At 72.1% G+C, this 23,107-nt stretch carries 21 protein-coding genes and 5 tRNA genes; 18 read left to right on the top strand and 8 right to left on the bottom strand.

Annotation, left to right across the window (positions count from 1 at the left end):
- The first annotated feature begins 291 nt into the window (after nucleotides 1–291).
- The 9 genes from IE262_RS13665 to IE262_RS13625 all read left to right on the top strand — a co-directional run bounded on the left by IE262_RS13665 (nucleotide 292) and on the right by IE262_RS13625 (nucleotide 12,974).
- Nucleotides 292–1,335, top strand: coding sequence for a methionine ABC transporter ATP-binding protein (locus tag IE262_RS13665; protein WP_134039130.1), 1,044 nt, complete (start codon nucleotides 292–294; stop codon nucleotides 1,333–1,335).
- Complete coding sequence (locus tag IE262_RS13660) at nucleotides 1,332–2,069, top strand: methionine ABC transporter permease (protein ID WP_189873785.1); 738 nt, start codon at nucleotides 1,332–1,334, stop codon at nucleotides 2,067–2,069. Before IE262_RS13665 ends, IE262_RS13660 begins: the two co-directional genes overlap by 4 nt.
- Nucleotides 2,070–2,108: 39 nt before the next feature.
- Nucleotides 2,109–2,939, top strand: coding sequence for a MetQ/NlpA family ABC transporter substrate-binding protein (locus IE262_RS13655; protein WP_134039128.1), 831 nt, complete (start codon nucleotides 2,109–2,111; stop codon nucleotides 2,937–2,939).
- 28 nt (nucleotides 2,940–2,967) lie between these two features.
- Nucleotides 2,968–3,810: a MetQ/NlpA family ABC transporter substrate-binding protein gene (locus IE262_RS13650; protein WP_189873783.1), complete on the top strand. Its 843-nt coding sequence runs from the start codon at nucleotides 2,968–2,970 to the stop codon at nucleotides 3,808–3,810.
- Between the two features lie 129 nt (nucleotides 3,811–3,939).
- Nucleotides 3,940–4,575 carry a GNAT family N-acetyltransferase gene (locus tag IE262_RS13645; RefSeq protein ID WP_134039126.1) on the top strand — a complete coding sequence of 212 codons (636 nt, stop codon included), beginning with the start codon at nucleotides 3,940–3,942 and terminating at the stop codon, nucleotides 4,573–4,575.
- Nucleotides 4,576–4,842: 267 nt separating this feature from the next.
- Nucleotides 4,843–6,060, top strand: coding sequence for a precorrin-6y C5,15-methyltransferase (decarboxylating) subunit CbiE (gene cbiE, locus IE262_RS13640; protein WP_189873781.1), 1,218 nt, complete (start codon nucleotides 4,843–4,845; stop codon nucleotides 6,058–6,060).
- Between the two features lie 393 nt (nucleotides 6,061–6,453).
- Nucleotides 6,454–10,638: a nicotinate-nucleotide--dimethylbenzimidazole phosphoribosyltransferase gene (gene cobT, locus IE262_RS13635; RefSeq protein ID WP_189873779.1), complete on the top strand. Its 4,185-nt coding sequence runs from the start codon at nucleotides 6,454–6,456 to the stop codon at nucleotides 10,636–10,638.
- Between the two features lie 172 nt (nucleotides 10,639–10,810).
- The gene (cobA, locus tag IE262_RS13630) at nucleotides 10,811–12,067 is read left to right on the top strand and encodes a uroporphyrinogen-III C-methyltransferase (RefSeq protein ID WP_134039123.1); all 1,257 of its coding nucleotides are present in this window, start codon (nucleotides 10,811–10,813) and stop codon (nucleotides 12,065–12,067) included.
- Nucleotides 12,068–12,155: 88 nt separating this feature from the next.
- A complete protein-coding gene (locus IE262_RS13625) occupies nucleotides 12,156–12,974 on the top strand; it encodes a TrmH family RNA methyltransferase (protein WP_134039122.1) in 819 nt (272 codons plus the stop codon).
- 28 nt (nucleotides 12,975–13,002) lie between these two features.
- Here the strand turns inward: IE262_RS13625 and IE262_RS13620 are convergent, their stop codons facing one another.
- Nucleotides 13,003–14,361: a serine/threonine-protein kinase gene (locus IE262_RS13620; RefSeq protein WP_189874069.1), complete on the bottom strand. Its 1,359-nt coding sequence runs from the start codon at nucleotides 14,359–14,361 to the stop codon at nucleotides 13,003–13,005.
- A gap of 197 nt (nucleotides 14,362–14,558) precedes the next feature.
- Here IE262_RS13620 and IE262_RS13615 point away from each other — a divergent pair, with 197 nt between their 5' ends.
- From IE262_RS13615 to IE262_RS13600, 4 genes are all read left to right on the top strand, one after another.
- Entirely contained in the window at nucleotides 14,559–14,834 is a 276-nt protein-coding gene (locus tag IE262_RS13615; protein ID WP_134039120.1) for a DUF8836 family protein, read from the top strand.
- A gap of 209 nt (nucleotides 14,835–15,043) precedes the next feature.
- Nucleotides 15,044–15,253 (top strand): hypothetical protein, encoded by a 210-nt coding sequence (locus tag IE262_RS13610; protein ID WP_134039119.1) that lies wholly within the window; start codon nucleotides 15,044–15,046, stop codon nucleotides 15,251–15,253.
- Between the two features lie 428 nt (nucleotides 15,254–15,681).
- The gene (locus IE262_RS13605; protein WP_134039118.1) at nucleotides 15,682–16,614 is read left to right on the top strand and encodes an aminoglycoside phosphotransferase family protein; all 933 of its coding nucleotides are present in this window, start codon (nucleotides 15,682–15,684) and stop codon (nucleotides 16,612–16,614) included.
- A gap of 81 nt (nucleotides 16,615–16,695) precedes the next feature.
- Nucleotides 16,696–16,989, top strand: coding sequence for a TFIIB-type zinc ribbon-containing protein (locus tag IE262_RS13600; protein ID WP_134039117.1), 294 nt, complete (start codon nucleotides 16,696–16,698; stop codon nucleotides 16,987–16,989).
- A gap of 86 nt (nucleotides 16,990–17,075) precedes the next feature.
- Here the strand turns inward: IE262_RS13600 and IE262_RS13595 are convergent.
- The 5 genes from IE262_RS13595 to IE262_RS13575 form a co-directional block, all read right to left on the bottom strand.
- Nucleotides 17,076–17,147: transfer RNA gene (locus IE262_RS13595), tRNA-Val, on the bottom strand.
- Nucleotides 17,148–17,181: 34 nt separating this feature from the next.
- Nucleotides 17,182–17,253, bottom strand: a tRNA-Val gene (locus IE262_RS13590).
- A gap of 36 nt (nucleotides 17,254–17,289) precedes the next feature.
- Nucleotides 17,290–17,361 (bottom strand) — tRNA-Val (locus IE262_RS13585).
- A gap of 1 nt (nucleotide 17,362) precedes the next feature.
- A tRNA-Cys gene (locus tag IE262_RS13580) sits at nucleotides 17,363–17,436 on the bottom strand.
- Nucleotides 17,437–17,476: 40 nt separating this feature from the next.
- Nucleotides 17,477–17,549 (bottom strand) — tRNA-Gly (locus tag IE262_RS13575).
- Nucleotides 17,550–17,705: 156 nt separating this feature from the next.
- On the opposite strand from IE262_RS13575, the gene IE262_RS13570 reads away from it, so the two are divergent.
- The 3 genes from IE262_RS13570 (at nucleotide 17,706) to IE262_RS13560 (ending at nucleotide 20,491) form a co-directional block, all read left to right on the top strand.
- A complete protein-coding gene (locus tag IE262_RS13570) occupies nucleotides 17,706–18,749 on the top strand; it encodes a chorismate-binding protein (protein WP_189873775.1) in 1,044 nt (347 codons plus the stop codon).
- Nucleotides 18,746–19,567: an aminotransferase class IV gene (locus tag IE262_RS13565; protein ID WP_134039115.1), complete on the top strand. Its 822-nt coding sequence runs from the start codon at nucleotides 18,746–18,748 to the stop codon at nucleotides 19,565–19,567. Before IE262_RS13570 ends, IE262_RS13565 begins: the two co-directional genes overlap by 4 nt.
- A 99-nt stretch (nucleotides 19,568–19,666) precedes the next feature.
- Nucleotides 19,667–20,491 carry a GNAT family N-acetyltransferase gene (locus tag IE262_RS13560; protein WP_134039114.1) on the top strand — a complete coding sequence of 275 codons (825 nt, stop codon included), beginning with the start codon at nucleotides 19,667–19,669 and terminating at the stop codon, nucleotides 20,489–20,491.
- A gap of 64 nt (nucleotides 20,492–20,555) precedes the next feature.
- Here the strand turns inward: IE262_RS13560 and IE262_RS13555 are convergent, their stop codons facing one another.
- Complete coding sequence (locus IE262_RS13555; protein WP_189873773.1) at nucleotides 20,556–21,086, bottom strand: DsbA family protein; 531 nt, start codon at nucleotides 21,084–21,086, stop codon at nucleotides 20,556–20,558.
- Between the two features lie 233 nt (nucleotides 21,087–21,319).
- Here IE262_RS13555 and IE262_RS13550 point away from each other — a divergent pair, with 233 nt between their 5' ends.
- Both IE262_RS13550 and IE262_RS13545 read left to right on the top strand, forming a co-directional pair.
- A complete protein-coding gene (locus tag IE262_RS13550) occupies nucleotides 21,320–21,775 on the top strand; it encodes a hypothetical protein (RefSeq protein ID WP_229877247.1) in 456 nt (151 codons plus the stop codon).
- Between the two features lie 179 nt (nucleotides 21,776–21,954).
- The gene (locus IE262_RS13545; protein WP_166681697.1) at nucleotides 21,955–22,107 is read left to right on the top strand and encodes a hypothetical protein; all 153 of its coding nucleotides are present in this window, start codon (nucleotides 21,955–21,957) and stop codon (nucleotides 22,105–22,107) included.
- A 158-nt stretch (nucleotides 22,108–22,265) separates the two neighbouring features.
- Here the strand turns inward: IE262_RS13545 and IE262_RS13540 are convergent, their stop codons facing one another.
- Entirely contained in the window at nucleotides 22,266–22,826 is a 561-nt protein-coding gene (locus tag IE262_RS13540) for a CGNR zinc finger domain-containing protein (RefSeq protein ID WP_134039112.1), read from the bottom strand.
- Nucleotides 22,827–23,107: the final 281 nt, after the last annotated feature.

Raw genomic sequence — 23,107 nt, 5'->3', positions numbered from 1 at the left:
CCATGTCAGGACCATGGGTCTGGTTTACTGACCGCATGACCACGACGAGCTGCCGCATCCCTGCGACCGAGGCGACCCTGACGCCCGGTGCTCGTTGTCTGTGTCGAATGTGCGCCTTCTAGAGGGCCCCCGCACCACTCCTGAGTCTCGCGCCCCGAAGCGAGCCGCTGCGGCATGTCCGTGCGCTGTGCGCCGTTCGCCGTATGTGACGTAGAGCCGCTCCCGCACCTCACCCCATTCCGTGCCCGGGCACACCCACGCCCGCGCACTCGACAGTGATGGAAACCCCCAGTGATCACCACATCAGGCCTCACCAAGGTCTACCGCTCGCGCGGCCGTGAGGTCACCGCCCTCGACGGCGTCGACCTGCACGTCCGGGAAGGCGAGGTGTACGGCGTCATCGGCCAGTCGGGCGCCGGCAAGTCCTCGCTGATCCGCTGCGTCAACCTGCTGGAACGGCCCACCGCCGGGACCGTGACCGTCGCCGGGCGGGACCTCACGGCCCTGGCCGGGCGCGGCCCGCGTGCCGGCCGGGAACTCCGCGCGGCGCGCAGCCGGATCGGCATGGTCTTCCAGCACTTCAACCTGCTGTCCTCGCGCACCGTCCAGGACAACGTCGAGCTGCCGCTGGAAATCCTCGGAAGGTCGGGGAAGGAACGTTCCCGCAAGGCGCTCGAACTCCTCGACCTCGTCGGCCTCGCCGACCACGCCAAGGCGTACCCGGCCCAGCTCTCCGGCGGCCAGAAGCAGCGCGTCGGCATCGCCCGCGCCCTCGCCGGCGACCCGAAGGTGCTCCTCTCGGACGAGGCGACCAGCGCCCTCGACCCGGAGACCACCCGATCCATCCTCCACCTGCTGCGCGACCTGAACCAGCAGCTGGGCCTGACCGTCCTGCTCATCACGCACGAGATGGACGTCGTCAAATCGGTCTGCGACTCGGCGGCCCTCATGGAGCAGGGCCGCATCGTCGAGTCCGGCACCGTCAGCGAACTCCTCGCAACGCCGGGCTCCGAGTTGGCCGCCGCCCTCTTCCCGGTCGGCGGGAACACCTCCGGGGACGACAGCACCGTCATCGACGTCACCTTCCACGGCGAGGCGGCCACTCAGCCCGTGGTCTCGCAGCTCGCGCGTACCTACAACATCGACATCTCGATTCTCGGCGCGGCCATCGACACCGTCGCCGGCAAGCAGATCGGCCGTATGCGCGTCGAACTGCCCGGGCGCTACGAGGACAACGTCGTACCGATCGGCTTCCTGCGTGAACAGGGCCTCCAGATCGACGTCCTGGGCCGCGCACAGGAGCCCGCACTGGTGAAGAAAGGTGCCGCCGAATGACCTGGTCTCAGATGCAGCCGCTGCTGGAGCAGGCCTGTTGGGACACCCTCTACATGGTCGGCTGGTCCACCCTCATCGCGGTCGTCGGCGGTCTCCCGCTCGGCGTGCTGCTCGTGCTCACCGACCGCGGTGAACTCCTCCAGAACGTCGTCGTCAACAAGGTCATCGGGCAGGTCGTGAACGTGGCCCGCTCGATGCCGTTCATCATCCTGATGGTCGCGCTGATGACGTTCACACGCTGGATCACGGGGACGACCATCGGCCGTGAGGCCGCCATCGTGCCGCTCGCCATCGGGGCGATCCCCTTCTTCGCACGCCTCGTCGAGACGGCTGTCCGCGAAGTGGACCACGGGCTTGTCGAAGCCGTGCAGGCCATGGGAGGCAACACCTGGACGATCGTCCGCAAGGTCCTCGTACCGGAGTCCCTGCCCTCGCTGATCGCCAGCACCACCACCACGATCGTCGCCCTCATCGGTTACTCGGCGATGGCGGGCACGGTCGGCGCGGGCGGCCTCGGTGACATCGCCATCCGCTACGGCTACCAGCGCTTCGAGACCGAGCTGATGTGGATCACCGTGGCGATCCTCGCCGTCGTCATCTCGCTCATCCAGTTCGCCGGCGACTACGCGGCCCGTGGGCTGCACCGGCGCAGTGGGCGCTCGGGCCCCGCCCCGAAGCTGCGCCTGCTGAAGGTCAAGGAGCCCGCGACCGCGGACACCGGCAAGGCCGCCTGAACGCCCCAGTCGTACCACCCAAAAGGAAAGGCACTTTTCGTGCGTAACACCGCCAAGCTCACCACCGCCGTCCTCGCTGCCGGAGCCCTCACTCTCGGGCTCACCGCCTGCGGCGCGGACAAGGACTCCGCCTCCTCCGACACCAGCGGCCCGCTGATCGTCGCGGCGAGCCCCACCCCGCACGCCGAGATCCTCAGCTACGTCAGAGACAACCTGGCGAAGAAGGCGGGCCTCGACCTGGAGGTCAAGGAGTTCACGGACTACGTGACGCCGAACACGGCGACGGAGGACGGCTCCGTCGGCGCCAACTACTTCCAGAACCAGCCGTACCTCGACGACTTCAACAAGAAGAACGGCACCCACATCGTGCCCGTCGTCACGGTCCACCTGGAGCCCCTCGGCCTCTACTCCAACAAGATCGAGAAGGCCGACGCCCTCAAGAGCGGCGCGACCATCGCCGTCCCGAACGACACCGTCAACGAGGCGCGCGCCCTGAAGCTGCTCGCCGCGAACGGTCTCATCACCCTCAAGGACGGCGCGGGCAACTCGGCGACCCCCGCGGACATTTCCGAGAACCCCAAGAACCTCAAGTTCAAGGAGCTGGAGGCGGCCCAGACCCCGCGCTCCCTGGACGACGTGGACGCCGCCGTGGTCAACGGCAACTACGCCATCGAGGCGGACCTCAAGCCCGCCGAGGACGCCCTCGTCCTGGAGTCCCCGAAGAACAACCCCTACGGCAACTTCCTCGCCGTCAAGGAGGGCAACGAGAAGGACCCGCGCGTCACGAAGCTCGCGAAGCTCCTCACCTCCCCCGAGGTGAAGAAGTTCATCGAGGACAAGTACGCCGGTTCGGTCCTCCCGTCGTTCTGAGCCCGAGCCCGACAGGGGTACTGAAGACATGCGCAAGCCGCTCCTCACCGCGGCGGCCGCCGCGGTGAGCCTCGCACTCGGCCTGACCGCCTGCGGCTCCGGCCCTGACGCGGAGTCCGGCACGAGAGGTGGTGCCGAAGGCGGCACCCTCGTCGTCGGCGCCACCGCCGTCCCGGCCGGAGAGGTCCTGACCTACATCAAGGACAACCTGGCGCAGAAGGCGGGCCTCGACCTGGAGATCAAGGAGTTCACCGACTACGTCCTGCCGAACACCGCGCTCCAGGAGGGCTCGCTCGACGCGAACCTGTACCAGAACGAGCCCTACCTGGACGACTTCAACCAGTCCAAGGGAACCGACCTGGTCCCGGTGGTCAAGGCGTATCTGCCGCCCATGGGCGTGTACTCCAAGAAGATCACCGACGTCACGAAGCTCGCCGACGGAGCCACCGTCGCCGTGCCCAACGACACCACCAACGAGGGCCGCGCCCTCAAGCTTCTCGCCTCCAAGGGCGTCATCACCCTCAAGGAGGGCGCCGGCACGGACGCGTCCCCCGCGGACATCGGGGCCAACCCCAAGGGCCTGAAGTTCAAGGAGCTGGAGCCCGCCCAGCTGCCGCGCTCGCTCGACGACGTGGCCGCCGCGGTCATCAACAACAACTACGCCCAGGACGCGGGCCTCAGCCCCACCAAGGACGCGATCCTCCTGGAGTCCGCGAAGGACAACCCCTATGCGAACCTCCTCGCGGTCAAGCGCGGCAACGAGGACGACCCCCGGGTCGAGAAGCTCGCGCGACTCCTCACCTCCGCCGACGTGAGGAAGTTCATCGAGGACAAGTACCAGGGCTCCGTCCTGCCCGTGGTCTCCGGCTGACGCAGTACGTCACCGCACGGGGTCCGCTCCTCACCAGGTGTGGACCCCGCGCGTGCGGTTCCGTGCTCTCATGCTGCATGCTGGGCAGTTCAGCAGGCCCGAAGGTTTCCGAAGGTTACGGAGCGGCGCATGACTACCACCTTCCCCGACATCTCCATCAGCACGGAGCGGTTGGTGCTGCGCCCCTTCGACGAGGACGACGTCCCCGCCCTGGCCGAGATGATGAACGACGAGCAGGTCATGGCCTGGACGGACGTCCCCCAGCCCTTCACCGAGGACGGCGCCCGCACCTGGATCACCGAGTACGCACCCGGCGAACGCACCGGTGGCCGCGGACTCGACCTCGCCGTCACCGAGTTCCTGACCCAGCGTCTGGTCGGCGTCATCCAGCTCGCCAAGACCAACTGGCACGTACGGTCAACCGAACTCCAGTACGTCATCGCTCCCTGGGCGCGGGGCGAGGGCTACGCCTCCGAAGCGGCGCTCGCCACCGCCCGATGGCTGTTCCGGGACCAGAAGTTCGAGCGCATCGAGCTCCGTACGGCCGCCGACAACACCGCCTCCCAGCAGGTCGCCCAGAAGATCGGCTGCATCAGCGAGGGCGTCCTGCGCAACGCGTGCATAGCGCGCACCCGCACCGAGGCGGGCTGGGCCGAGATCCGCACCGACTTCATCGTCTGGAGCCTCCTCCCCGAGGACCTCGAAGGCGTCAGCGAGGCACTGGCCGACTCCGGCGGCTTCACCTCCTACTCGAACTGGAACTGACCACTCGACGCCCTGGGCATCCGCCCGCCACGGCACGACGACGGCCCACGCGCCACCACCAGCGCGACGCCCTCGGGCTCTCCCGGCCCAGGCCCCTCCGGTACTCCACGGCCACTCCCCGGCTCGACGACGTACGGCGGCCACGGCAGTCCCGGCCCCCGTGCCGTACCACCGGCGCGGCGCCCCCGGACCCGACCAGGTACCCTCACGGAGCCCGTTGTCCGGGCTGCCCCTGAGGACCTGCGCGAACCCTGGAGACTGACGACGATGGCCGACCGGGTCACGGTGATCGGCTGGGACGGCTCGCCGCTGACCGCCGCGGCGCGCTCCGCCCTCAGCGCCGCCACGCTCGTGGCCGGCGCGGCCCACCACCTGGCGCTCTCCGAAGTGCCCCCGCGCGCCGAGCGCATCCGCCTCGGCAGCGTCGCCCTCGCCGCCCGCCGCATCGCCGGCCACCGCGGCACCGCCGTCGTCCTCGCCGACGGGGACCCCGGCTTCTTCGGAGTCGTCCGCACCCTGCGGGCGCCCGAGTACGGCCTGGAGGTCGAAGTCGTCCCCGCCGTCTCGTCCGTCGCCGCAGCCTTCGCGCGCGCGGGGATGCCATGGGACGACGCACAGGTGGTCGTGGCACACCGCCGCACCCTGCGCCGCGCGGTGAACGTATGCCGAGCCCACACCAAGGTCGCCGTCCTCACCTCGCCCGGTGCGGGACCCGCCGAACTCGGCCTTCTCCTCGACGGAACCCCCCGAACCTTCGTCATCTGCGAGGAACTCGGCACCGAACGCGAACGCGTCACCATCCTGACCTCCGACAAGGCGGCCGACCACACCTGGCGCGACCCCAACGTCGTCATCGTCATCGGCGGCCCGGTCACCGCCGCCGAGGGCGGCGGCTGGATCGCCGGACGCGACCCCGCTGCCGGACCGCGCGGCTGGGCGCTGCCCGCCGAGGAGTACGGCGGCGACCTGGGCGAGGGTGAGACCGACCTGCTGCGCGCGGCCCAACTCGCCCGCCTCGGACCGCGCGTGGGCGACCTCGTGTGGGACATCGGCTGCGGCAGCGGCGCTTTCGCGACCGAGGCCGCGCGCTGTGGCGCCGCCGTCATCGCCGTCGACCGCACCCCCTACGCCTGCGGCCGCACGACCCTCGCGGCACGGCGCTTCGGCGTCCAACTCCAGGTGGTGCACGGCACCGCGCCGCACGTTCTGGAAAACCTCCCCGAACCCGATGTCGTCCGCGTCGGTGGCGGCGGCGCGCGTGTGGTCTCCGCCGTCGCCGACCGCCGCCCGCAGCGCATCGTCACGCACGCGGCCACCCGCGACGCCGCCGAACTCATCGGCAGGGACCTCACCGAGCACGGCTACGAGGTCCAGTGCGCCCTCCTGCAGTCCGTCGAACTCGACACGCGGGCCTGGGCGGAGAAGGAACGGAGCGTTGCGTTCCTGCTCACAGGGGAACTCGCGCGGCGCGAAACCCTTCGCTGAGGGGTGGCGTCGGGCGGCGAACAGGTGGCCGTCCGGACGTTCCCAGTGATCCTGTTGTCATACCGGCGAGGTAGGCTGGCGGATCGTTGTACTGCACTCGGGCAGCAGGTGCTTCGTAGCTCAATGTCCGGAAAGCGCGCCCGTTTTGGGGCGGGTCGTGGTATGGCGGAACCGGAGGGCGCGCAACGTGGCGCAGGCCACAGCGGGCCGTCGCGGATCAAGCTGCCGTGACGGCGGGGCGACCGCGACAATGCCATGGAATGGCTTTGTCGACTTGCGGGCGGATCGTCTCGTGCCGCTGGGCACGCACGCTCGTTCTCCACTGTGGGGCGGTCGGTGCGCCGTTCCGAGCCAGCTGGCGAAGAGCACTAACGGATGGGCGAGGGGTTACGCATGACCGACACCGGCCAGGTCCCGGCCGAGGGGCTGCCGGAGAACGCAGGCATGGTGGAGCAGCCGGGCGTCCACGCGCCGGGTGCGTACACCTACCTCTCCGGGACCGCCGCCGTGGACGATGAGCTGCTGCTGCCGGGCGCGCAGGGCGCGTGGGGCCACGAGACGCCGCCACCGGCCTCGGAGCCCGTCGTCCAGGGCGTCCACGAGCCGGGCCCGCACGAGACGGACGGCCGGGACACCGGTGCCGTCGACGTGAGCGCCGTCCGCGCTCCCGGTCCGAGCTCCGTCGCACCCGAGACGCCCGAAACGCCCGCCGCCGCGACGGCGTCGGGCCCCCGTCGCGCGCCGGTCGCCACGCCCGTGCCGCAGTCGCCGGTGGCCCGCCGCCCGCTGCACCTCGGCCCGCCGACCCCGGGCGGCTCCGCCAGCCCCGTCCGCTCCCTCGCCGACCGCGGCCCCGCCGGTGCCCCGGTCCCGCCCGGCGCGGTCCGCCAGGCCGGGTCGCCCGCGACGGGTCCGGAGTACCTGGACACGCCGCAGCACACGGAGGCCGCACCTCGGGCCGCGTCGCCCTGGGTGGCCGTACCGGTGACGTCCTCGCTGGCCACCGGATTTCCGCAGGCTTCAGCAGGCGTGGATACGGTGCCGTCTGCCGCGGCGCCTGTCGGGAACGCGGCCGGTGGTGCCGTGCCCGCGGAGGGTGCGGCTGCAGAAACGGTCGTCCCGGAAAACGGGCAGACGGCCGGTACGCCCACGGTGCCGGCAGCGGCGCCCGCCCCCGCCGTGAGGGGGGAGGTGCTCTCGCCCCAGGCCCCCGAGGCCGTACAGAACCCCGAGGTCCTGCACGCGCTGGACGGCTCCCTGGATCCCTCGGCCCCCGACCCGAGCGCGGTCCCGGTGGCCGAGGCCCCCGAGGTGCTTGACGGTGCGGCTCCGGCCGCCGGGACGCCGGCGCAGGTGCCGGCCGAGCAGCCGGCGGAGCCGGAGCCGGTCGCGGTCGTCCCGGAGCAGCCGCAGACCCCGCAGGGGCAGCAGCCCTCCATCGAGGACCAGCCTGCCGTCGCCGAAGACCAGCCTGCCGTTGTCCCGGACCCGGCGGTCGTACCGGAGCAGGTGGTGGCGCCCCAGCCGGTGCCTGACCCGCAGCCGGCGCAGGAGGCGCCTGAGGCCCAGGCGACGCCTGGGGAGGAGGCGACGGAGCCAGAGGTGGCGGGCACCCCGAGCGCGTCACAGTCGCAGCTCGCTGAACAGGGCCCCCAGCTCGTCATGCAGGACGCCCATATCCCGGACTCCGCGTCCCAGGTTCCGGACGCGGACTCCCAGGACGCGGCCGACCGGCCCGTGGACCCCGGGGCTCACGCGGAGACCCCGCAGGCGGAGACCCCCCGGGCGGAGGCCGCGCCGCAGGTGGAGAGCGTGCCGGAGGCTGAGACCGTGCCCCCGGCAGAGGCCCCGCAGTTGCCCGACGCCGAGGCCGTGCCCGCTCCGGAGGAGCCGCTGCCCGGGTCCGTCGCGACGGAGCAGCCCGTCCAGGACACAGCGCCCGCTCAACAGCCTCTGCCCGTCCAGGAGTCCGTCCCCGCCGAGGAACAGGCGTCCTTGGCCGAGCCCACCGCCTCCGAGCCGCTTCACGCGGTGCCGGACGAAGTGACCGCGCAGGCCGAGGCGGCTGAGCAGCAGGCCGTGGACCAGGCGCCGCCCAGCGGGCAGTTGGCCCCCGTCGAGGGCACGGCGCCCGCCCCTGAGGAACAGCCCGCGCAGGCTCCGGAGACGGAGGCCCAGGCAGCGGTCGACGAGCAGGCCGAGCCCGCGCCCGCGCAGGACGAGGCCCCCGACGTCGTCCAGGTACCGGAGGGCACCCAGCTGCCGGAGACCGCCCAGCCCCCGGTCGCGTCCGAGCCCGACACACCGTCACCTGAGGACGCCACGGCCCCCGCAGAGCCCACGGCACCCGTGACGGCCGAGGAGCCGCCCGCAGCAACCGAACCCCCCGCGGCAGTCGCGGAGGAGGTGCTTCCCGCGACCGAGCCGGAACCCCCCGCCTCGACCGAGCCGGAACCGCAGACCTCGACCGATCCGGAGCCCGACGCCAGGTCCGAGCCCGAGGGCGAGACCGAGCCCGCGCCTCCGGCGGCGGCACAGCCCACGGCCGCGGACGAGACACTCGCCGCCGCCCCGGCCCCGGACGCGGCTCCTCCCGCCGCCCCGGAACCGGACGAGGCCCCGATCGTCACGGTCCCCGCCCCCCGCGAACCCGAGGCTGCCCTCGCAACGGCCCACGCCCAGGCGGCCGTCGAACCCGAGGCACCCGGTGCGGAGCCTCCCGCTCCGGTGCAGCCCGCGACCGACACGGAGCCGGATGTCGTCCAGCGCGCGGAGGACCTGGACACCAGGGCCGCCGACCAGGAGGAGAGCACGGCCGCCATGGACGAGGCGGGGGAGCCCAAGGGCCCCGCCGCGCCCGGCTACGAGGACGCCGAACGCGAGGCTGTCCTGCGCGTGATGCGCGAGCGCCGCGACATCCGCAACGGCTTCCGCGACGACCCGATCCCGCACGACGTACTGCTGCGCGTCCTGGAGGCGGCCCACACGGCGCCGTCCGTCGGCCACTCGCAGCCCTGGGACTTCGTCGTCATCCGCTCGGCCGAGACGCGCCGCACGATGCACGAACTGGCCGAGCGGCAGCGCGAGGCCTACGCGAAGTCGCTGCCCAAGGGCCGGGCGAAGCAGTTCAAGGAACTGAAGATCGAGGCCATCCTCGACACCCCGGTGAACATCGTTGTCACCGCCGACCCGACCCGCGGCGGCCGCCACACCCTGGGCCGCCACACGCAGCCCCAGATGGCCCCGTATTCCTCCGCACTCGCGGTCGAGAACCTGTGGCTCGCCGCCCGCGCCGAGGGCCTCGGCGTCGGCTGGGTCAGCTTCTTCGACGAGCGCGAGATGGTGCGCGCCCTGGGCCTGCCCGAGCACCTGGAGGTCGTGGCGTACCTGTGCGTCGGGTACGTCGACGAGTTCCCGGAGGAGCCCGAGCTGTTGCAGGCGGGCTGGTCCAAGCGCCGCCCGCTGTCCTGGGTCGTCCACGAGGAGACGTACGGCCGCCGCGCCCTGCCCGGCGAGGAGCCGCACGACCTGCTCGCCGAGACGGTCGCCGGTATCCGCCCGCTGGACGCCAAGGCGCTCGGTGAGGCGTGGGAGCGGCAGAAGCGCATGACGAAGCCCGCGGGCGCGCTCGGCATGCTGGAGATCATCTCGGCGCAGCTGTCCGGCCTGTCCCGCCAGTGCCCGCCGCCGATCCCGGAGCCCGCGGCCGTCGCGATCTTCGCGGGCGACCACGGGGTGCACGCCCAGGGAGTCACCCCCTGGCCGCAGGAGGTGACCGCCCAGATGGTGGCCAACTTCCTGGGCGGGGGAGCGGTCTGCAACGCCTTCGCCGGCCAGGTGGGCGCCGAGGTCTGCGTCGTGGACGTCGGCGTGGCCTGCGAACTCCCGGCAACCCCCGGTCTCCTGCCGCGCAAGGTCCGCGCGGGCACCGCCGACATGACGGCCGGCCCCGCGCTGACCCGCGAGGAGGTCAAGCAGGCGATCGAGGTCGGCATCGAGACGGCCCGCGACCTGGTGGCGGCGGGCAACAAGGCACTGCTCACGGGCGAGATGGGCATCGCGAACACCACGGCGTCCGCCGCCCTGATCGCGGTCTTCACGGACACCGACCCCTCCGAGGTCACCGGCCGGGGCACGGGCATCAACGACGAGACCCTCGCCCGCAAGACCGAGGTGGTCCGCCGCGCCATCGAACTCCACCAGCCCGACCCGGCCGACCCCATCGGCGTCCTCGCGGCCTTCGGAGGCCTGGAGCACGCGGCGTTGGTGGGCCTGCTCCTGGGCGGCGCGTCCCTCCGTACGCCGGTGATCCTCGACGGCGTCAGCGCGGGCGCCGCCGCCCTCGTGGCCCGCGCCATCGCCCCCGAGGTCCTGGCCGCCTGCATCGCCGGCCACCGCAGCGCCGAACCCGGCCACGTGGCGGCCCTGAAGAAACTGGGCCTGCGCCCCCTGGTCGACCTCGACCTCCGCCTCGGCGAGGGCACGGGCGCCCTCCTCGCCCTCCCGATGGTCCAGAGCACGGCACGGGCGATGCACGAGGTGGCGACGTTCGACTCGGCGGGAGTGACGGAGAAGTAGGCGGGGCGGGCCGGCGCCAGGGCCCTTCTGAAGAGGGCCTGGGGAGGGAAACCCTGCCCCGCCCCTCCCCACCCCGGCCACCCACCTGCCCCAGCGCATAAAATCCGCACGTCAGGGGCGCTCCAGAGACGCAGCGCCCCACCGCAAGAGCCCCGCAGGGAGCCGTATCCCCATGGCCGAACACCCCGCCTACCCCGTAGGCCTCCGTCTCACCGGCCGCCGAGTGGTCGTCCTCGGCGGTGGCCAGGTCGCCGGGCGCCGCCTCCCGGCCCTCATCGCCGCAGGCGCCGACATCCTCCTCGTCTCCCCCCGAGCGACCCCCTCCGTCGAAGCGATGGCGGACGCGGGCGAGATCACCTGGGAGAGGCGACCCTACGCGGAGGGCGACCTCGCGGACGCCTGGTACGCCCTCATCGCCACCAGCGACCCGGAGGCGAACACACAGGCCTCGGCCGAGGCGGAGGCGAACCGCGTCTGGTGCGTACGCTCCGACAACGCCGACGCCGCCACGGCATGGACCCCCGCCACCGGTCACAGCGAAGGCGTCACGGTCGCCGTCCTCACCAGCCGCGCCGAGGGCCGCGACCCCCGCCACACCGCCGCCATCCGTGACGCCGTGGTCGAGGGCCTCCGTGACGGCACCCTCGTGGCGCCCCACCACCGCACCCGCACCCCTGGTGTCGCCCTCGTCGGCGGCGGCCCCGGCGACCCGGACCTGATCACCGTGCGCGGCCGCCGCCTCCTCGCCGAGGCCGACGTCGTCATCGCGGACCGTCTCGGCCCGCGCGACCTGCTCGCCGAACTCCCCCCGCACGTCGAGGTGATCGACGCGGCGAAGATCCCGTACGGCCGCTTCATGGCGCAGGAAGCGATCAACAACGCGCTCATCGAGCACGCGAAACAGGGGAAGTCCGTGGTCCGTCTGAAGGGCGGCGACCCGTACGTCTTCGGTCGTGGCATGGAGGAGCTCCAGGCACTCGCCGAGGCCGGCATCCCCTGCACGGTCGTGCCCGGCATCTCCAGTTCGATCTCCGTCCCGGGCGCGGCCGGTATCCCGGTGACCCACCGCGGGGTGGCGCACGAGTTCACGGTGGTCAGCGGCCATGTGGCCCCCGACGACGAGCGTTCCCTGGTCGACTGGGCGTCGCTCGCCGGACTGACCGGCACGCTCGTGATCCTCATGGGCGTCGACAAGATCGGCCGGATCGCCGAGACCCTGGTCGCCCACGGCAAGCCGGCCGACACCCCCGTGGCCCTCGTCCAGGAGGGCACGACGGCAGCCCAGCGCCGCGTCGACGCGACCCTCGCCACGGTCGCCGAGACCGTCCGCACGCAGGACGTGAAGCCCCCTGCGGTCATCGTCATCGGTGAGGTCGTGACCGTGGGCGTGGCGACACCCGCGTCGGGCCTGCCGAAGACCCCCCAGTAACCCAGCAACCCGGGATCCGAGTAACCCCGGGTAACCCAACCCGTTCCCAGCCGTTGGCACCGCACCCAGGACAAGGCAGTATCACCCTGTGGCCGATCTCATCACCGTTGAGGACCCCGACGACCCGCGCCTGCGCGACTACACCGGCCTGACCGACGTGGAGCTGCGCCGCAAGCGCGAGCCCGCCGAGGGCCTGTTCATCGCCGAGGGCGAGAAGGTCATCAGACGGGCCAAGGAGGCGGGCTACGAGATGCGGTCGATGCTGCTCTCGGCCAAGTGGGTCGACCTCATGCGTGATGTCATCGACGAGCTCCCGGCCCCGGTGTACGCGGTCAGCCCGGAGCTCGCCGAACAGGTCACCGGCTACCACGTGCACCGCGGTGCCCTCGCCTCCATGCAGCGCAAACCCCTGCCGACGGCCGACGAACTCCTCCGGACCGCCCGCCGGGTCGTCGTCATGGAATCGGTCAACGACCACACCAACATCGGTGCGATCTTCCGCTCGGCCGCCGCCCTCGGCATGGACGCCGTGCTGCTCTCGCCCGACTGCGCGGACCCGCTCTACCGCCGCAGTGTGAAGGTCTCCATGGGGGCGGTCTTCGCGGTGCCGTACGCACGCCTGGAGACCTGGCCGAAGGGCCTGGAGACCGTCCGTAAGGCCGGTTTCACCCTCCTCGCGCTCACCCCCGACGAGAAGGCCAAGACCCTCGACGAGACGGCCCCGCACCGGATGAACCGGGTGGCCCTCATGCTCGGCGCCGAGGGCGACGGCCTGTCCACCCAGGCCCTGGTGGCGGCCGACGAGTGGGTCCGCATCCCCATGGCCCACGGTGTCGACTCCCTCAACGTGGGCGCGGCGGCGGCGGTCGCGTTCTATGCGGTGGCGACGGGCCGCCCGCGAGCCTGATGGCGCGGCGGGGCTGTGACGTCGGCTCCTACGGCCCCGTCGACTCGTTCCGCTCGCTCATCGGCTCGCCCTGCGGGGCTTCGGCGGGGCCGGCTTCGTACGGCTGTTCCTTCCGTACACCCCGATCGTCGTCCAGCCCGCGCGACGGCCCCTGGCAGCCCTGCGCCGCCGCGATACCCAAAGCCACCAGCAGCGTCACCACGACGAACACGATGAGCCGCTGCCGCAGCAGCCGTGGGTTGGCGGGCCGCAGTCCGCTCCCGTTGGTGCGGGGCGCCGTACGGCCACCGCGGGGCACGGGCCGTTTGCCGGACCGGGTGGTGCTGCGCGGCGGCGCCGTACGCGCCCCCGGGCCGGGCCGCGCGCTGCCGCCGGTCCGGGGGGACGAGCCGCCCGTCCGGGACCCGCCCCCCGTGCGCGGCAGGGGAGTGCCCTGTGGGCTCTGTGGCCGCCGCTGGGTCCGCTGCTCGGCGTACTGCTCGGAGTGCTGCTCGCCGAGCCGCCCCGAGGTCCGGTCGGGAGAGGTACGCGGCGCCGGGGGACGGACATCCGCGAGCCCCTGTGCCTCGCGTGCGGCGATCTCCTTGAGCCGCAGCGACAGTTGAAGGGTGCTGGGCCGATCCTCGGGGTCCTTCGCGAGGCAGGCGCGGATGAGCGGAGCCAGCGCGTCCGGCACACCGTGCAGCTGCGGCTCCTCGTGCACCACCCGGTACAGCATGACCTCGGAACTGCCGTGCCCGAAGGGCGAGTCGGAGGTCGCCGCATACGCGAGGGTCGCGCCGAGCGAGAAGACATCGGTGGCCGGAGTGACGGCCGCCCCGCGCACCTGCTCGGGCGCGAGGAACCCGGGCGACCCGACCGCCGTACCGACGTGCGTCAGCGTCGAGGCCCCGGTCGCCCACGCGATCCCGAAATCGATGATCCGCGGCCCCTTCGGGGACAGCAGGATGTTGGACGGCTTCAGGTCACGGTGGACGACACCCGCCTCGTGCACGGCGAGGAGTCCCTCGGACAGGGCGGACCCGACCGCGGCGACATCGGCGGCCGGCAGCGGCCCCTCGCCTGCGACCTTGTCGTGCAGGGAGGGCCCGGGTACGTACTGTGTGGCGAACCACGGGCGGTCCGCGTCCAGGTCCGCGGCGACGAGCCGGGCGGTGCAGCCGCCCCGGATCCGCCGTGCCGCCGACACCTCGCGTGCGAACCGCGACCGGAACTCCTGATCCTCCGCCAGGTCCGGCCGGATCACCTTCAGTGCGACCCGCTGTCCCCGCTTGTCGGAGCCCAGGTAGACAACGCCCATCCCGCCCGCGCCGAGCCGTCTGTGCAGCCTGAACGAGCCGACGACGCGCGGGTCCTCGCGCCTCAGGCGCATCATCGCCATGTTCATCCCCGCTGCCCGGTCCGTGTGACGTGGCACAGCTTACGTTTCCACACCCGGGTCCGCGCAGAGGCCGCGCCCTCTCGGCCCGATCGATTGTCAGTGCCGGGTGGGAAACTGGAAGCGTGGTCGAGGAACAGGGGGTTCGTGGCTGCGTCGGGCGGCCCGAGATCCCAACGCCGCGTTGCGGAAGGGGGATTGCAACCATGAAGGGTGATCGCGTGGAGATAGTCGTGGACGCCGGGGACACGACGCGTACGTACGAGGTGGTGGCGAGCAGGGCGGGCCGCCGGGTGGAGACGGCGGTGCGCAGGGGCGTGGTGGAAGTGAGTGAAGTCACGCGCAATGGATCAGTGGTGCGTACGGCCCGCTTCATGGCGAACCGGGTGCTGGCGCTCGTCGAGCAGCCCGTCCCGCGGGAGGACGTCTCGGAACAGCCGGGGCATGCCGGGCGTCCCCTCCGGGAAGACCCTGAGTCCTAGGTCCTCGTCTCCACCCAGGGGAGTACACCGCAGGTCATGGCTCATCCTCCGGGAGGCCCGGCAATCGGTACGAGGGCATGACGACCCGTACCGGCCGCGCGCCTAGATTTGAAGTCAAGCGGCGGGTGCAGCACTCGTCCCCCGAGGTCAGACACCCGCCGCTGCCACGACAAGCACCGACAGACCACCGACAGGTCAGGAGAGGGACCATGGCCCACACGGCACCGCGGACGATGGTCCGCACGCAGGGACGCAGGGCGTACGGCGCCGTGTTCCGCGCCCGGCGCCCGGGCCGCCGCCACCCCCTGGTGGCGACCGCGATGGTCCTTCCCCTGGCGGCCCTGCTCGTGTACGCCTTCGGCGGCTGGGAGGCAGTGGTCACACAAGCGTCGTCCGTGGGCGTGATGCTGGGGCGCTGAGCGGCGACCCCAGGCCCGGAAGAGCGGTCCGGGCGGGGACATCCACCCATGAAACCCCGTGGGGACGGGGGTGCGGCGGACGGCACAGACGCCCGCGCAGCTGGGGAGCTGCGCGGGCTGTCGCCTTTCCACGGCCAAACCACCGCCGCTTTCGCGGACGCGCATCCCAGCCCCTCCGGCGTTTGAGGAGCGGGGGTCCGGGGGCTGGCCCCCGAATCGGGTCCGGGGCGGAGTCCCGAGGCCTGGGTGGATCAGGGGGCGGAGCCCCCTGGGCCGGGGTCGAAGGGGCGCAGCCCCTGGGGATGGGACGGGTAGGGGCGGCGGGGGCGACCTCATCCACGCGCAACCCGCACCCACCGCACACCCGACCCCGCACCAGCTGCGTACGCTCGACGGCAAGTGCCGTCCCCCCCCCTCAGAGGAGCCCCGTGACCGTGGACGTACTACCCGCCCTGACCGCCAGGGCACGTAGCACGGCTCATCCTCAAGGCGGAGCCTGCGGGCACTCCGACACGGTGCTCGCCGAGCGCGACGACGGCACCGTCGTACGGCACGGCGACACGGTGGCCAAGGCGCACGCTCCGGGCACGGACCTCACGGAGCTCTCCCCCCGCCTCACCACCGCCGCCGGACTCCCCGACATCCTCCTGGCCCCCCTTCACCCCAGCCCGGCGGACCTCGACGGCCGCCTGGTGACCTTCTGGCCGTACGGCACTCCTGTCGACCCGGACGCACCCGAGGACGCCCCTTGGGAGGCGGCGGCCGTGCTGCTCGCCCGGCTGCACAAGGCGCCCGTGCCGCCCGGCCTGCCGCCCATGCGCGGCCCTGCCAGGGCGGCCCGGGCGATCGCCCGGCTGCACTCGGCCGGCCCGCACCCGGCCGCCGGGCCGATCCTGCGGGCGTGGACCACCCTCCCACCCTGGGCCAGGGGCGAGGCCCCCCTGCCGGACACCACGACCCTGTGCCACGGCGATCTCCACCTCGGCCAACTCGTACGCCTGCCCGCGCGGACCGGCCCCTGGCGGCTGATCGACGTGGACGACCTCGGCGTCGGCGTACCCGCCTGGGACCTGGCCCGCCCGGCCGCCTGGTACGCCTGCGGCCTGCTCCCGCCCGACGAGTGGACGCGGTTCCTGACCGCGTACCGGCAGGAGGGCGGTCCGGCGGTCCCGGCGAGCGGCGACCCCTGGCCCGCCCTGGACGTCCCCGCCCGCGCCGTCACCGCGCAGACGGCCGCCCTGGCCGTCGCGAAGTCGGTCGCGGCGGACCGGCCGCTGGACGAGGTGCAGCAGGCCGTGGTCGACGCCTGTGACCGAATGGCCGCCGTCCCACCCGAGTTGCCCCCACGCTCCACGACGTAGGGTGCAACTGACCGAAGCCGGGCAGTGTCTGTCCTGGTGATACGCGAAGCAGCACCCGACGGCGAGGAGTTGAGCCGAACCATGCAGTGTCCGAAGTGTCATGCGCCGATGCACACGTACAACCGCAACGGCGTCCAGATCGAGCAGTGCAGCGGTTGCCGCGGGATCTTTCTCGACTACGGCGAGCTGGAGTCCCTGACCCGCCTGGAGTCCCAGTGGTCCCAGCCCGCACCCCCGCCCCCGGCCGCACCCCAGGCGTACCCGGCGGCTCCCGCCCCCGCCTGGGGTGCCCCGCACGCGGGCCACGGCGGTCATCACGGCCACTACGGCCACAAGCGCCACAAGGGCTTCGGTCACATGCTGTTCTCCAGCTGAGTGCCGCCGCGTTCCGCTGAGCTCCGCGGCGGAACCGCACACGAGGAAGCCCCCGGCCGTACGTGACGGCCGGGGGCTTCGGTGTGTGGACGATACTGGGATTGAACCAGTGACCTCTTCCGTGTCAGGGAAGCGCTCTCCCACTGAGCTAATCGTCCTCGGGGCCACGGCCGGAGGGCTGTGGTTACTGCGTGCGCGATACTGGGATTGAACCAGTGACCTCTTCCGTGTCAGGGAAGCGCTCTCCCGCTGAGCTAATCGCGCGGGCCGGGATCTTGTCGTAGGTGCTGAAAGATCCAGTGGACGATACTGGGATTGAACCAGTGACCTCTTCCGTGTCAGGGAAGCGCTCTCCCGCTGAGCTAATCGTCCTTGGAGGTGGAGACGGGATTTGAACCCGTGTAGACGGCTTTGCAGGCCGTTGCCTCGCCTCTCGGCCACTCCACCAGGAGTGCAGGGTCTCGGGATGATCCCCTGGTTTCCTTCGAGCGGACGACGAGGCTCGAACTCGCGACCTCAACCTTGGCAAGGTTGCGCTCTACCAACTGAGCTACGTCCGCTTGTCGGTTCCGTTCCGCTTGCGCGTCGCGGCGACGAGTTGAACTCTAGCGGATTCCGGGGCCAGTACAAAAACGCGTTTGTGCAGCGTGCTGCGGTGCGTCCGGTCCAGGACCTGGTCAGGGGGCCCGCGGTGCGCCCGTCCTAGACTCGACCGCGTGCCCGACCTGCCTCCTCTCGCCCGCTTCGGCGGCTTCGTCGCGACCGGCCTCACGGACGTGACCAGCGATCCCACGGCCCTGGACTCGTCCGGATTCTGGGCCGTCTCGGCCGACTACGAGGGACGTCTGGTGTGTGCGCGCTTCCGTGACGTACGACGCGAACCGGTTCCCGCCGTGGTGCCGGGGGCATGGCGCGGTCCCGGCGTCGGCGACTGGACGTCGTCCCTGGACCGCGGGGCGTACACGGAGGGTGTGCGGCGCATACGCGAGCGCATCGCGGCCGGGGAGGTGTACCAGGCGAATCTGTGCCGGGTGCTGTCCGCGCCCGTCGCTCCCGACGCCGACGTGGACGCGCTGACCGCGCTGCTGGCGCGCGGCAACCCGGCGCCGTATGCAGGAACGATTCGCCTGCCCGGTCACGGCGTGGAGATCGCCACCGCGTCCCCCGAGCTCTTCCTGCGTCGCGAGGGCCGCCTCGTCGAGTCCGGCCCGATCAAGGGCACCGGGCGCACCGAGGCGGACCTGCTGGAGAAGGACTACGCCGAGAACGTGATGATCGTGGATCTGGTCCGCAACGACATCGGCCGTGTCTGCACCGCGGGCTCGGTGACGGTCCCCGACCTGTGCGTCGTCGAGAAGCACCCGGGCCTGGTCCATCTCGTCTCCACCGTGCGCGGCGAACTGCGCGACGGCGCCGGCTGGCCGGAGCTGCTGCCCGCCGCCTTTCCGCCCGGCTCCGTCACCGGCGCCCCCAAGTCCAGCGCTCTGCGGCTCCTCGCCGCCCTGGAGACAGCACCGCGCGGGCCCTACTGCGGCGGCATCGGCTGGGTGGACGCCGACCGGGGCACCGGGGAGCTGGCCGTCGGTATCCGCACCTTCTGGATCGACCGCACGGAAGGCCTGCTGCGCTTCGGCACCGGCGCGGGCATCACCTGGGGGTCGGACCCCGAGGGGGAGTGGCGGGAGACCGAGCTGAAGGCGGCGAGACTGCTCGCGGTAGCGTCGGGGGAGTACGAGGCGAGTGGGAGGACCGTGACGTGAAGATCTGGCTCGACGGTGGTCTGCAGGACATCGAGGCCGCCCGTGTCTCCGTCTTCGACCATGGACTGACTGTGGGCGACGGCGTCTTCGAGACAGTGAAGGCGGCCGACGGGCGGCCGTTCGCGCTGACCCGTCACCTCGACCGGCTGGCCCGCTCGGCGCGCGGCCTCGGGCTGCCCGAGCCCGACCTCGACGAGGTGCGCCGCGCCTGTGCCGCCGTCGTCGACGCCAACCCGATGCCGCTCGGCCGCCTCCGCATCACGTACACCGGAGGCGTCTCCCCGCTCGGTTCCGATCGCGGCAACCAGGGCGCCACCCTCGTTGTCGCCCTCGGTGAGACGAGTCGGCGCCCCGACTCGACGGCTGTGATCACGGTCCCCTGGACCCGTAACGAGCGCGGCGCCCTCGCCGGTCTCAAGACCACCTCGTACGCCGAGAACGTCGTCGCCCTCGCCCGTGCGCACGAACAGGGCGCGTCCGAGGCGCTGTTCGCCAACACGGTGGGGCAGCTGTGCGAGGGTACGGGCTCGAATGTCTTCGTGGTTCTCGACGGGGAGATCCACACCCCGCCGGTCCCCTCCGGTTGCCTCGCGGGCATCACGCGTGCGCTCACCGCCGCATGGACGGGCGCCCGCGAGACCGACTTGCCGCTGGACGTCCTGGAACGCGCCGACGAGGTCTTCCTGACATCGACCCTGCGTGATGTGCAGGCCGTGCACCGGGTCGACTCACGCGAACTCCCGGGCGCCCCGGGCCCGGTGACCGCCAAGGCGATGCGGATCTTCCAGGAGCGGGCCGGGAACGACCTCGATCCGTAGCGGCGAGGATCGTGATGGCGGGGATCGTGGTGGCGGAGATCCGCGGCGGCGCGCGATACCCGGATGAAGACGGGCGGCGATACGGGTAGAACAGCCCTGATGACCACCACCCTGCGGCCGACCGAGCCGCTTCAGCACGCTGCGGACGGAACGCGTTCGCGGAACTACCAGGTGTGCGTGAACAGCCGTCCGGTGGGCGGCATACGCCTCGGCGTGCGCCCGGAGTACGGCCCTGACGTGGCCCGCATCGAGGAACTGCACATCGACGAGCCGGACCGCGGGCGCGGCCGGGGCACGGTGGCCGCGCTCGCCGCCGAGGAAGTGGTACGGGGCTGGGGGTGCCGGCGCATCGAGGTGTCCGTGCCGGGCGACGCGGACGCCGCGCTCCGGCTCGCCACGGCGCTGGGCTACCTGCCCGGCAGCCGCCACATGGCGAAGCCCCTCAACGGCACCCGGCCCGAGCTGCCCGCGGGCAGCGCCGCCCGTCCCATGACCGAGTCCGAGTACGGTCCCTGGCTCGCGCACGAGCGCGAGGAGTTCGCGCGCAGCCTGATGGAGAAGGGCATACCGGCCGCCGAGGCCTACGCCAGGACGGACGAGGGGCACGCGAAGTACCTCGCCGACGGACTGGCCACCGAGAACACCCTCATCAGCGTGCTGGAGCACGAGGGGGCGCGGGTCGGTGTCCTGTGGCTGGGGCTGTGGCCCGAGACGGCGTTCGTGCTGGAGGTCGAGGTCGACGCGGAGCACCGGGGCCACGGTCACGGCCGTGCCCTGATGCTTCTGGCCGAGCAGCAGGCCGTGTCGGGCGGGAAGGACCGTATGAAGCTCAACGTCTTCGCGGGCAACACCCCGGCCGAGCGGCTCTACGAGTCCCTCGGTTACCGGACGACGGCACGCCATCTGTACAAGGAGTTGCTCTGAGGCGCGTGCGCGCCTGAGCGGATGGGGTGTGTGCGGGCCTCGGCGGTACCGCGAGCCGTGACCGCTACGAGCCCGACGCGCCCTCGGCCAGCAGTCGGTCGGCGATCTCCTCGATGCGCTCGCGCAGGCCCTCCTGGCTCTTGCCGCCGTCGAGACGTTCGCCGCCGATGACGTACGTGGGGGTGCCGGTCACGCCGATCGCCTTGCCCTCGGCCTGGTCGGCGTCGACGATCAGGATGTGCCGGCCGTCGATCAGCGCGGTGTCGAACTCCCCGGCGTCGAGGCCGAGTTCGCGGGCCACATCGATCAGGAGGGGCTCGCCCTCGCGGCCCAGTTCCTCGACCCGTCCCAGTACGGCTTCCACGTACGGCCACGCCTTGCCCTGCTCCGCGGCCTCCTCGGCGGCCTGGGCGGCGGCGAAGGCGTGCTTGTGCTTCTCCAGCGGGAAGTGACGCAGCCGCACTTCGAGCCGGTCGCCGTAGCGGGCGCGCAGCGCGCCGAGGTCAGCGAGGGCGCTGCGGCAGTCCGGGCACTGGAGTTCGCACCATACGTCCAAGACCACGGCAGCGGGACGTGCGGGGGAGGAGTCGCTCATGGGACCCAGTCTCCCAGCAGGGCCGCCGCCGACCCAATCCGGGACGTACACCCCGGGGGGCCGTAGGGCCGGGGCCACGTCTCCAGGTGTCTGCTACCCGGGCGGAGCCGACCCCGAGACGACCCGGAGATCTCCCTGAGGTCTGGTCCGGCCGTGGCATGCCGGCGACGGGGCGGTGCAGGATGGAAGGAACGAACCGACCCTGCCCGACCGAGCACCGCCTGGAGGACCGGATGATTGCCGAGACCGTGTGTGCTGCCGTGTCGGCGGCCGGCCTGGGCGTCGCCGCGATCACGGCCTACCGCAAGCGCTTCCGCAGGGCGGCCCGCATCGCCGCCTATGCACTCGTGCCCATCGGCCTGGTGATGACGGGGGTCGTCGCGTGGGCGGCCGACACGGCGTTCAGTCCGGCCGCCTGGGCGGGCTTCGGCGTGCTGGGCGCCGCCTGGGCGCTCTTCGCGACCACCCGTGCCGTGGAGCGGCGCAGCGGCGGGACCACCCGCAAGGAGCGCAAGGCGGCCCGGTCCGCCCAGCGCGAGGCGATAGCCCCCGCGGCCTCGGCTCCCTCCCTGGGGCAGGGCGCCCGCCCCGCCGCCCGCCCCACGTCCGCGCCTCGGGCCGCCGGCTCAACCGACTCCGGGGACGACTTCAGTGACATCGAGGCCATCCTCAAGAAACACGGCATATGACCGCATCGTGGTCCGGATGATCGCGGATGTACGAGCCTGACTGAAACGACACAGTGGGTCCGGCGAGAGGTCGGAAGTGATCACGATCGCTCCCACACAACGGGAGAATGGCGAACTCCTGGTCATTCCGGATGTGTTGATCGCGGTAAGGGTCTCAGCTGCGCAATCATCGCCGCGAGATGCTGGACACAACCCAGAGCGACAACGCAGCTCCCCCTGAGGAGCGGCGAGGTTGTCTCTTCGCGCTCTCCCAGCCACCGCTGATGATCTTCCTTGCGGTGATCGGCTGTCTGCTGCTCATGGCATCACTGCACGACCTGCTGATGCTTTGAGCCGTAAACGGAGCCCAGGCGCCACCCGCCGAGGGCTCCGTCAGCCCCGGCGTACCCAGCTCGGCCCCCTCCCGCCGCCCTGGCCCTTCGACCGTGCGACCGTCTGCCCTTCCGCCGGCGAGTCCCGGCCGTCGCCGGGCAGTCCCAGGGATGGGCCCTCAGCCCGTGGCCTCCTTGCGGCGGGCCCGGTAGGCCGCCACGTGGAGACGGTTTCCGCAGGTGCGGCTGTCGCAGTAGCGTCGGGAGCGGTTGCGGGAGAGATCAACGAAGGCGCGCCGGCAGTCGGGGGCCTCACAGCGGCGCAGCCGTTCCTGTTCCCCGGCGACCACGAAGAAGGCGAGCGCCATCCCGCAGTCGGCCGCGAGGTGGTCGGCCACGGACGCGCCGGGCGCGAAGTAGTGAACATGCCAGTCGTAGCCGTCGTGGTCGGTGAGCCGTGGGGTGGTGCCCGCCGCGGCGACCAGGTCGTTGATGACTCCGGCGGCCGCGCGCGCGTCCGGGGCCGCGAAGACCTCGGCGAACCGGCCGCGGACCTTGCGTACCGCCGCGAGGTCGAGATCCGACAGCACCCCTACATCGCTGATCTCGTGCCTTCGTACGAAATCGCCGAGCGCCGGTACGTCCACGAGCCCGTCCGTCGTGGTGTCGTCGTCCGGCACGGTGTTCACCAGATCCACCACGGTGTCGAGGGCGCACCGGGTGTCGTGGGTGATCAGCACGTTTCGCTCCCTGGCCTGGAGGTCGGGCGGGGCGCCCGCCGATGCTGGCCGATGGTAATGGCTCGACGGCCTGTTCGAGGGGCACGGGACGAGCCTGGAACAGCGCTGTGACGGCCGGAGCGGTCCGGTGCGCGCACGCGCAACCGAATCGGTTCCGGCCCGTGCACATGGGCCCCCGGTGCCCGTGCACGCCTCTGTCCAGGCCGCGGCACGCACACCCGGCCCCGGACATGCCGACCCCGAACATTGCCCGTTTGCCCCAGGCCTCCGGCACGGACCTC

The organism is Streptomyces bluensis (genome assembly GCF_014650715.1).
Classification (GTDB): Bacteria; Actinomycetota; Actinomycetes; order Streptomycetales; family Streptomycetaceae; genus Streptomyces; species Streptomyces bluensis.
The sequence above is the reverse complement of the archived record's forward strand: the minus strand, read 5'-3'. Positions and strand labels throughout refer to the sequence as shown.

Bases quoted from the DNA above. Each gene is read 5' to 3' on its own strand.
- IE262_RS13645 (WP_134039126.1), top strand. From the start codon at position 3,940: ATGACTACCACCTTCCCCGACATCTCCATCAGCACGGAGCGGTTGGTG.
- IE262_RS13620 (WP_189874069.1), bottom strand. From the start codon at position 14,361: ATGAACATGGCGATGATGCGCCTGAGGCGCGAGGACCCGCGCGTCGTC.
- IE262_RS13560 (WP_134039114.1), top strand. From the start codon at position 19,667: ATGACCACCACCCTGCGGCCGACCGAGCCGCTTCAGCACGCTGCGGAC.
- cbiE (WP_189873781.1), top strand. From the start codon at position 4,843: ATGGCCGACCGGGTCACGGTGATCGGCTGGGACGGCTCGCCGCTGACC.
- IE262_RS13555 (WP_189873773.1), bottom strand. From the start codon at position 21,086: ATGAGCGACTCCTCCCCCGCACGTCCCGCTGCCGTGGTCTTGGACGTA.
- IE262_RS13545 (WP_166681697.1), top strand. From the start codon at position 21,955: ATGCTGGACACAACCCAGAGCGACAACGCAGCTCCCCCTGAGGAGCGG.
- IE262_RS13610 (WP_134039119.1), top strand. From the start codon at position 15,044: ATGGCCCACACGGCACCGCGGACGATGGTCCGCACGCAGGGACGCAGG.
- cobA (WP_134039123.1), top strand. From the start codon at position 10,811: ATGGCCGAACACCCCGCCTACCCCGTAGGCCTCCGTCTCACCGGCCGC.
- IE262_RS13600 (WP_134039117.1), top strand. From the start codon at position 16,696: ATGCAGTGTCCGAAGTGTCATGCGCCGATGCACACGTACAACCGCAAC.
- IE262_RS13660 (WP_189873785.1), top strand. From the start codon at position 1,332: ATGACCTGGTCTCAGATGCAGCCGCTGCTGGAGCAGGCCTGTTGGGAC.
- cobT (WP_189873779.1), top strand. From the start codon at position 6,454: ATGACCGACACCGGCCAGGTCCCGGCCGAGGGGCTGCCGGAGAACGCA.
- IE262_RS13550 (WP_229877247.1), top strand. From the start codon at position 21,320: ATGATTGCCGAGACCGTGTGTGCTGCCGTGTCGGCGGCCGGCCTGGGC.
- IE262_RS13615 (WP_134039120.1), top strand. From the start codon at position 14,559: ATGAAGGGTGATCGCGTGGAGATAGTCGTGGACGCCGGGGACACGACG.
- IE262_RS13650 (WP_189873783.1), top strand. From the start codon at position 2,968: ATGCGCAAGCCGCTCCTCACCGCGGCGGCCGCCGCGGTGAGCCTCGCA.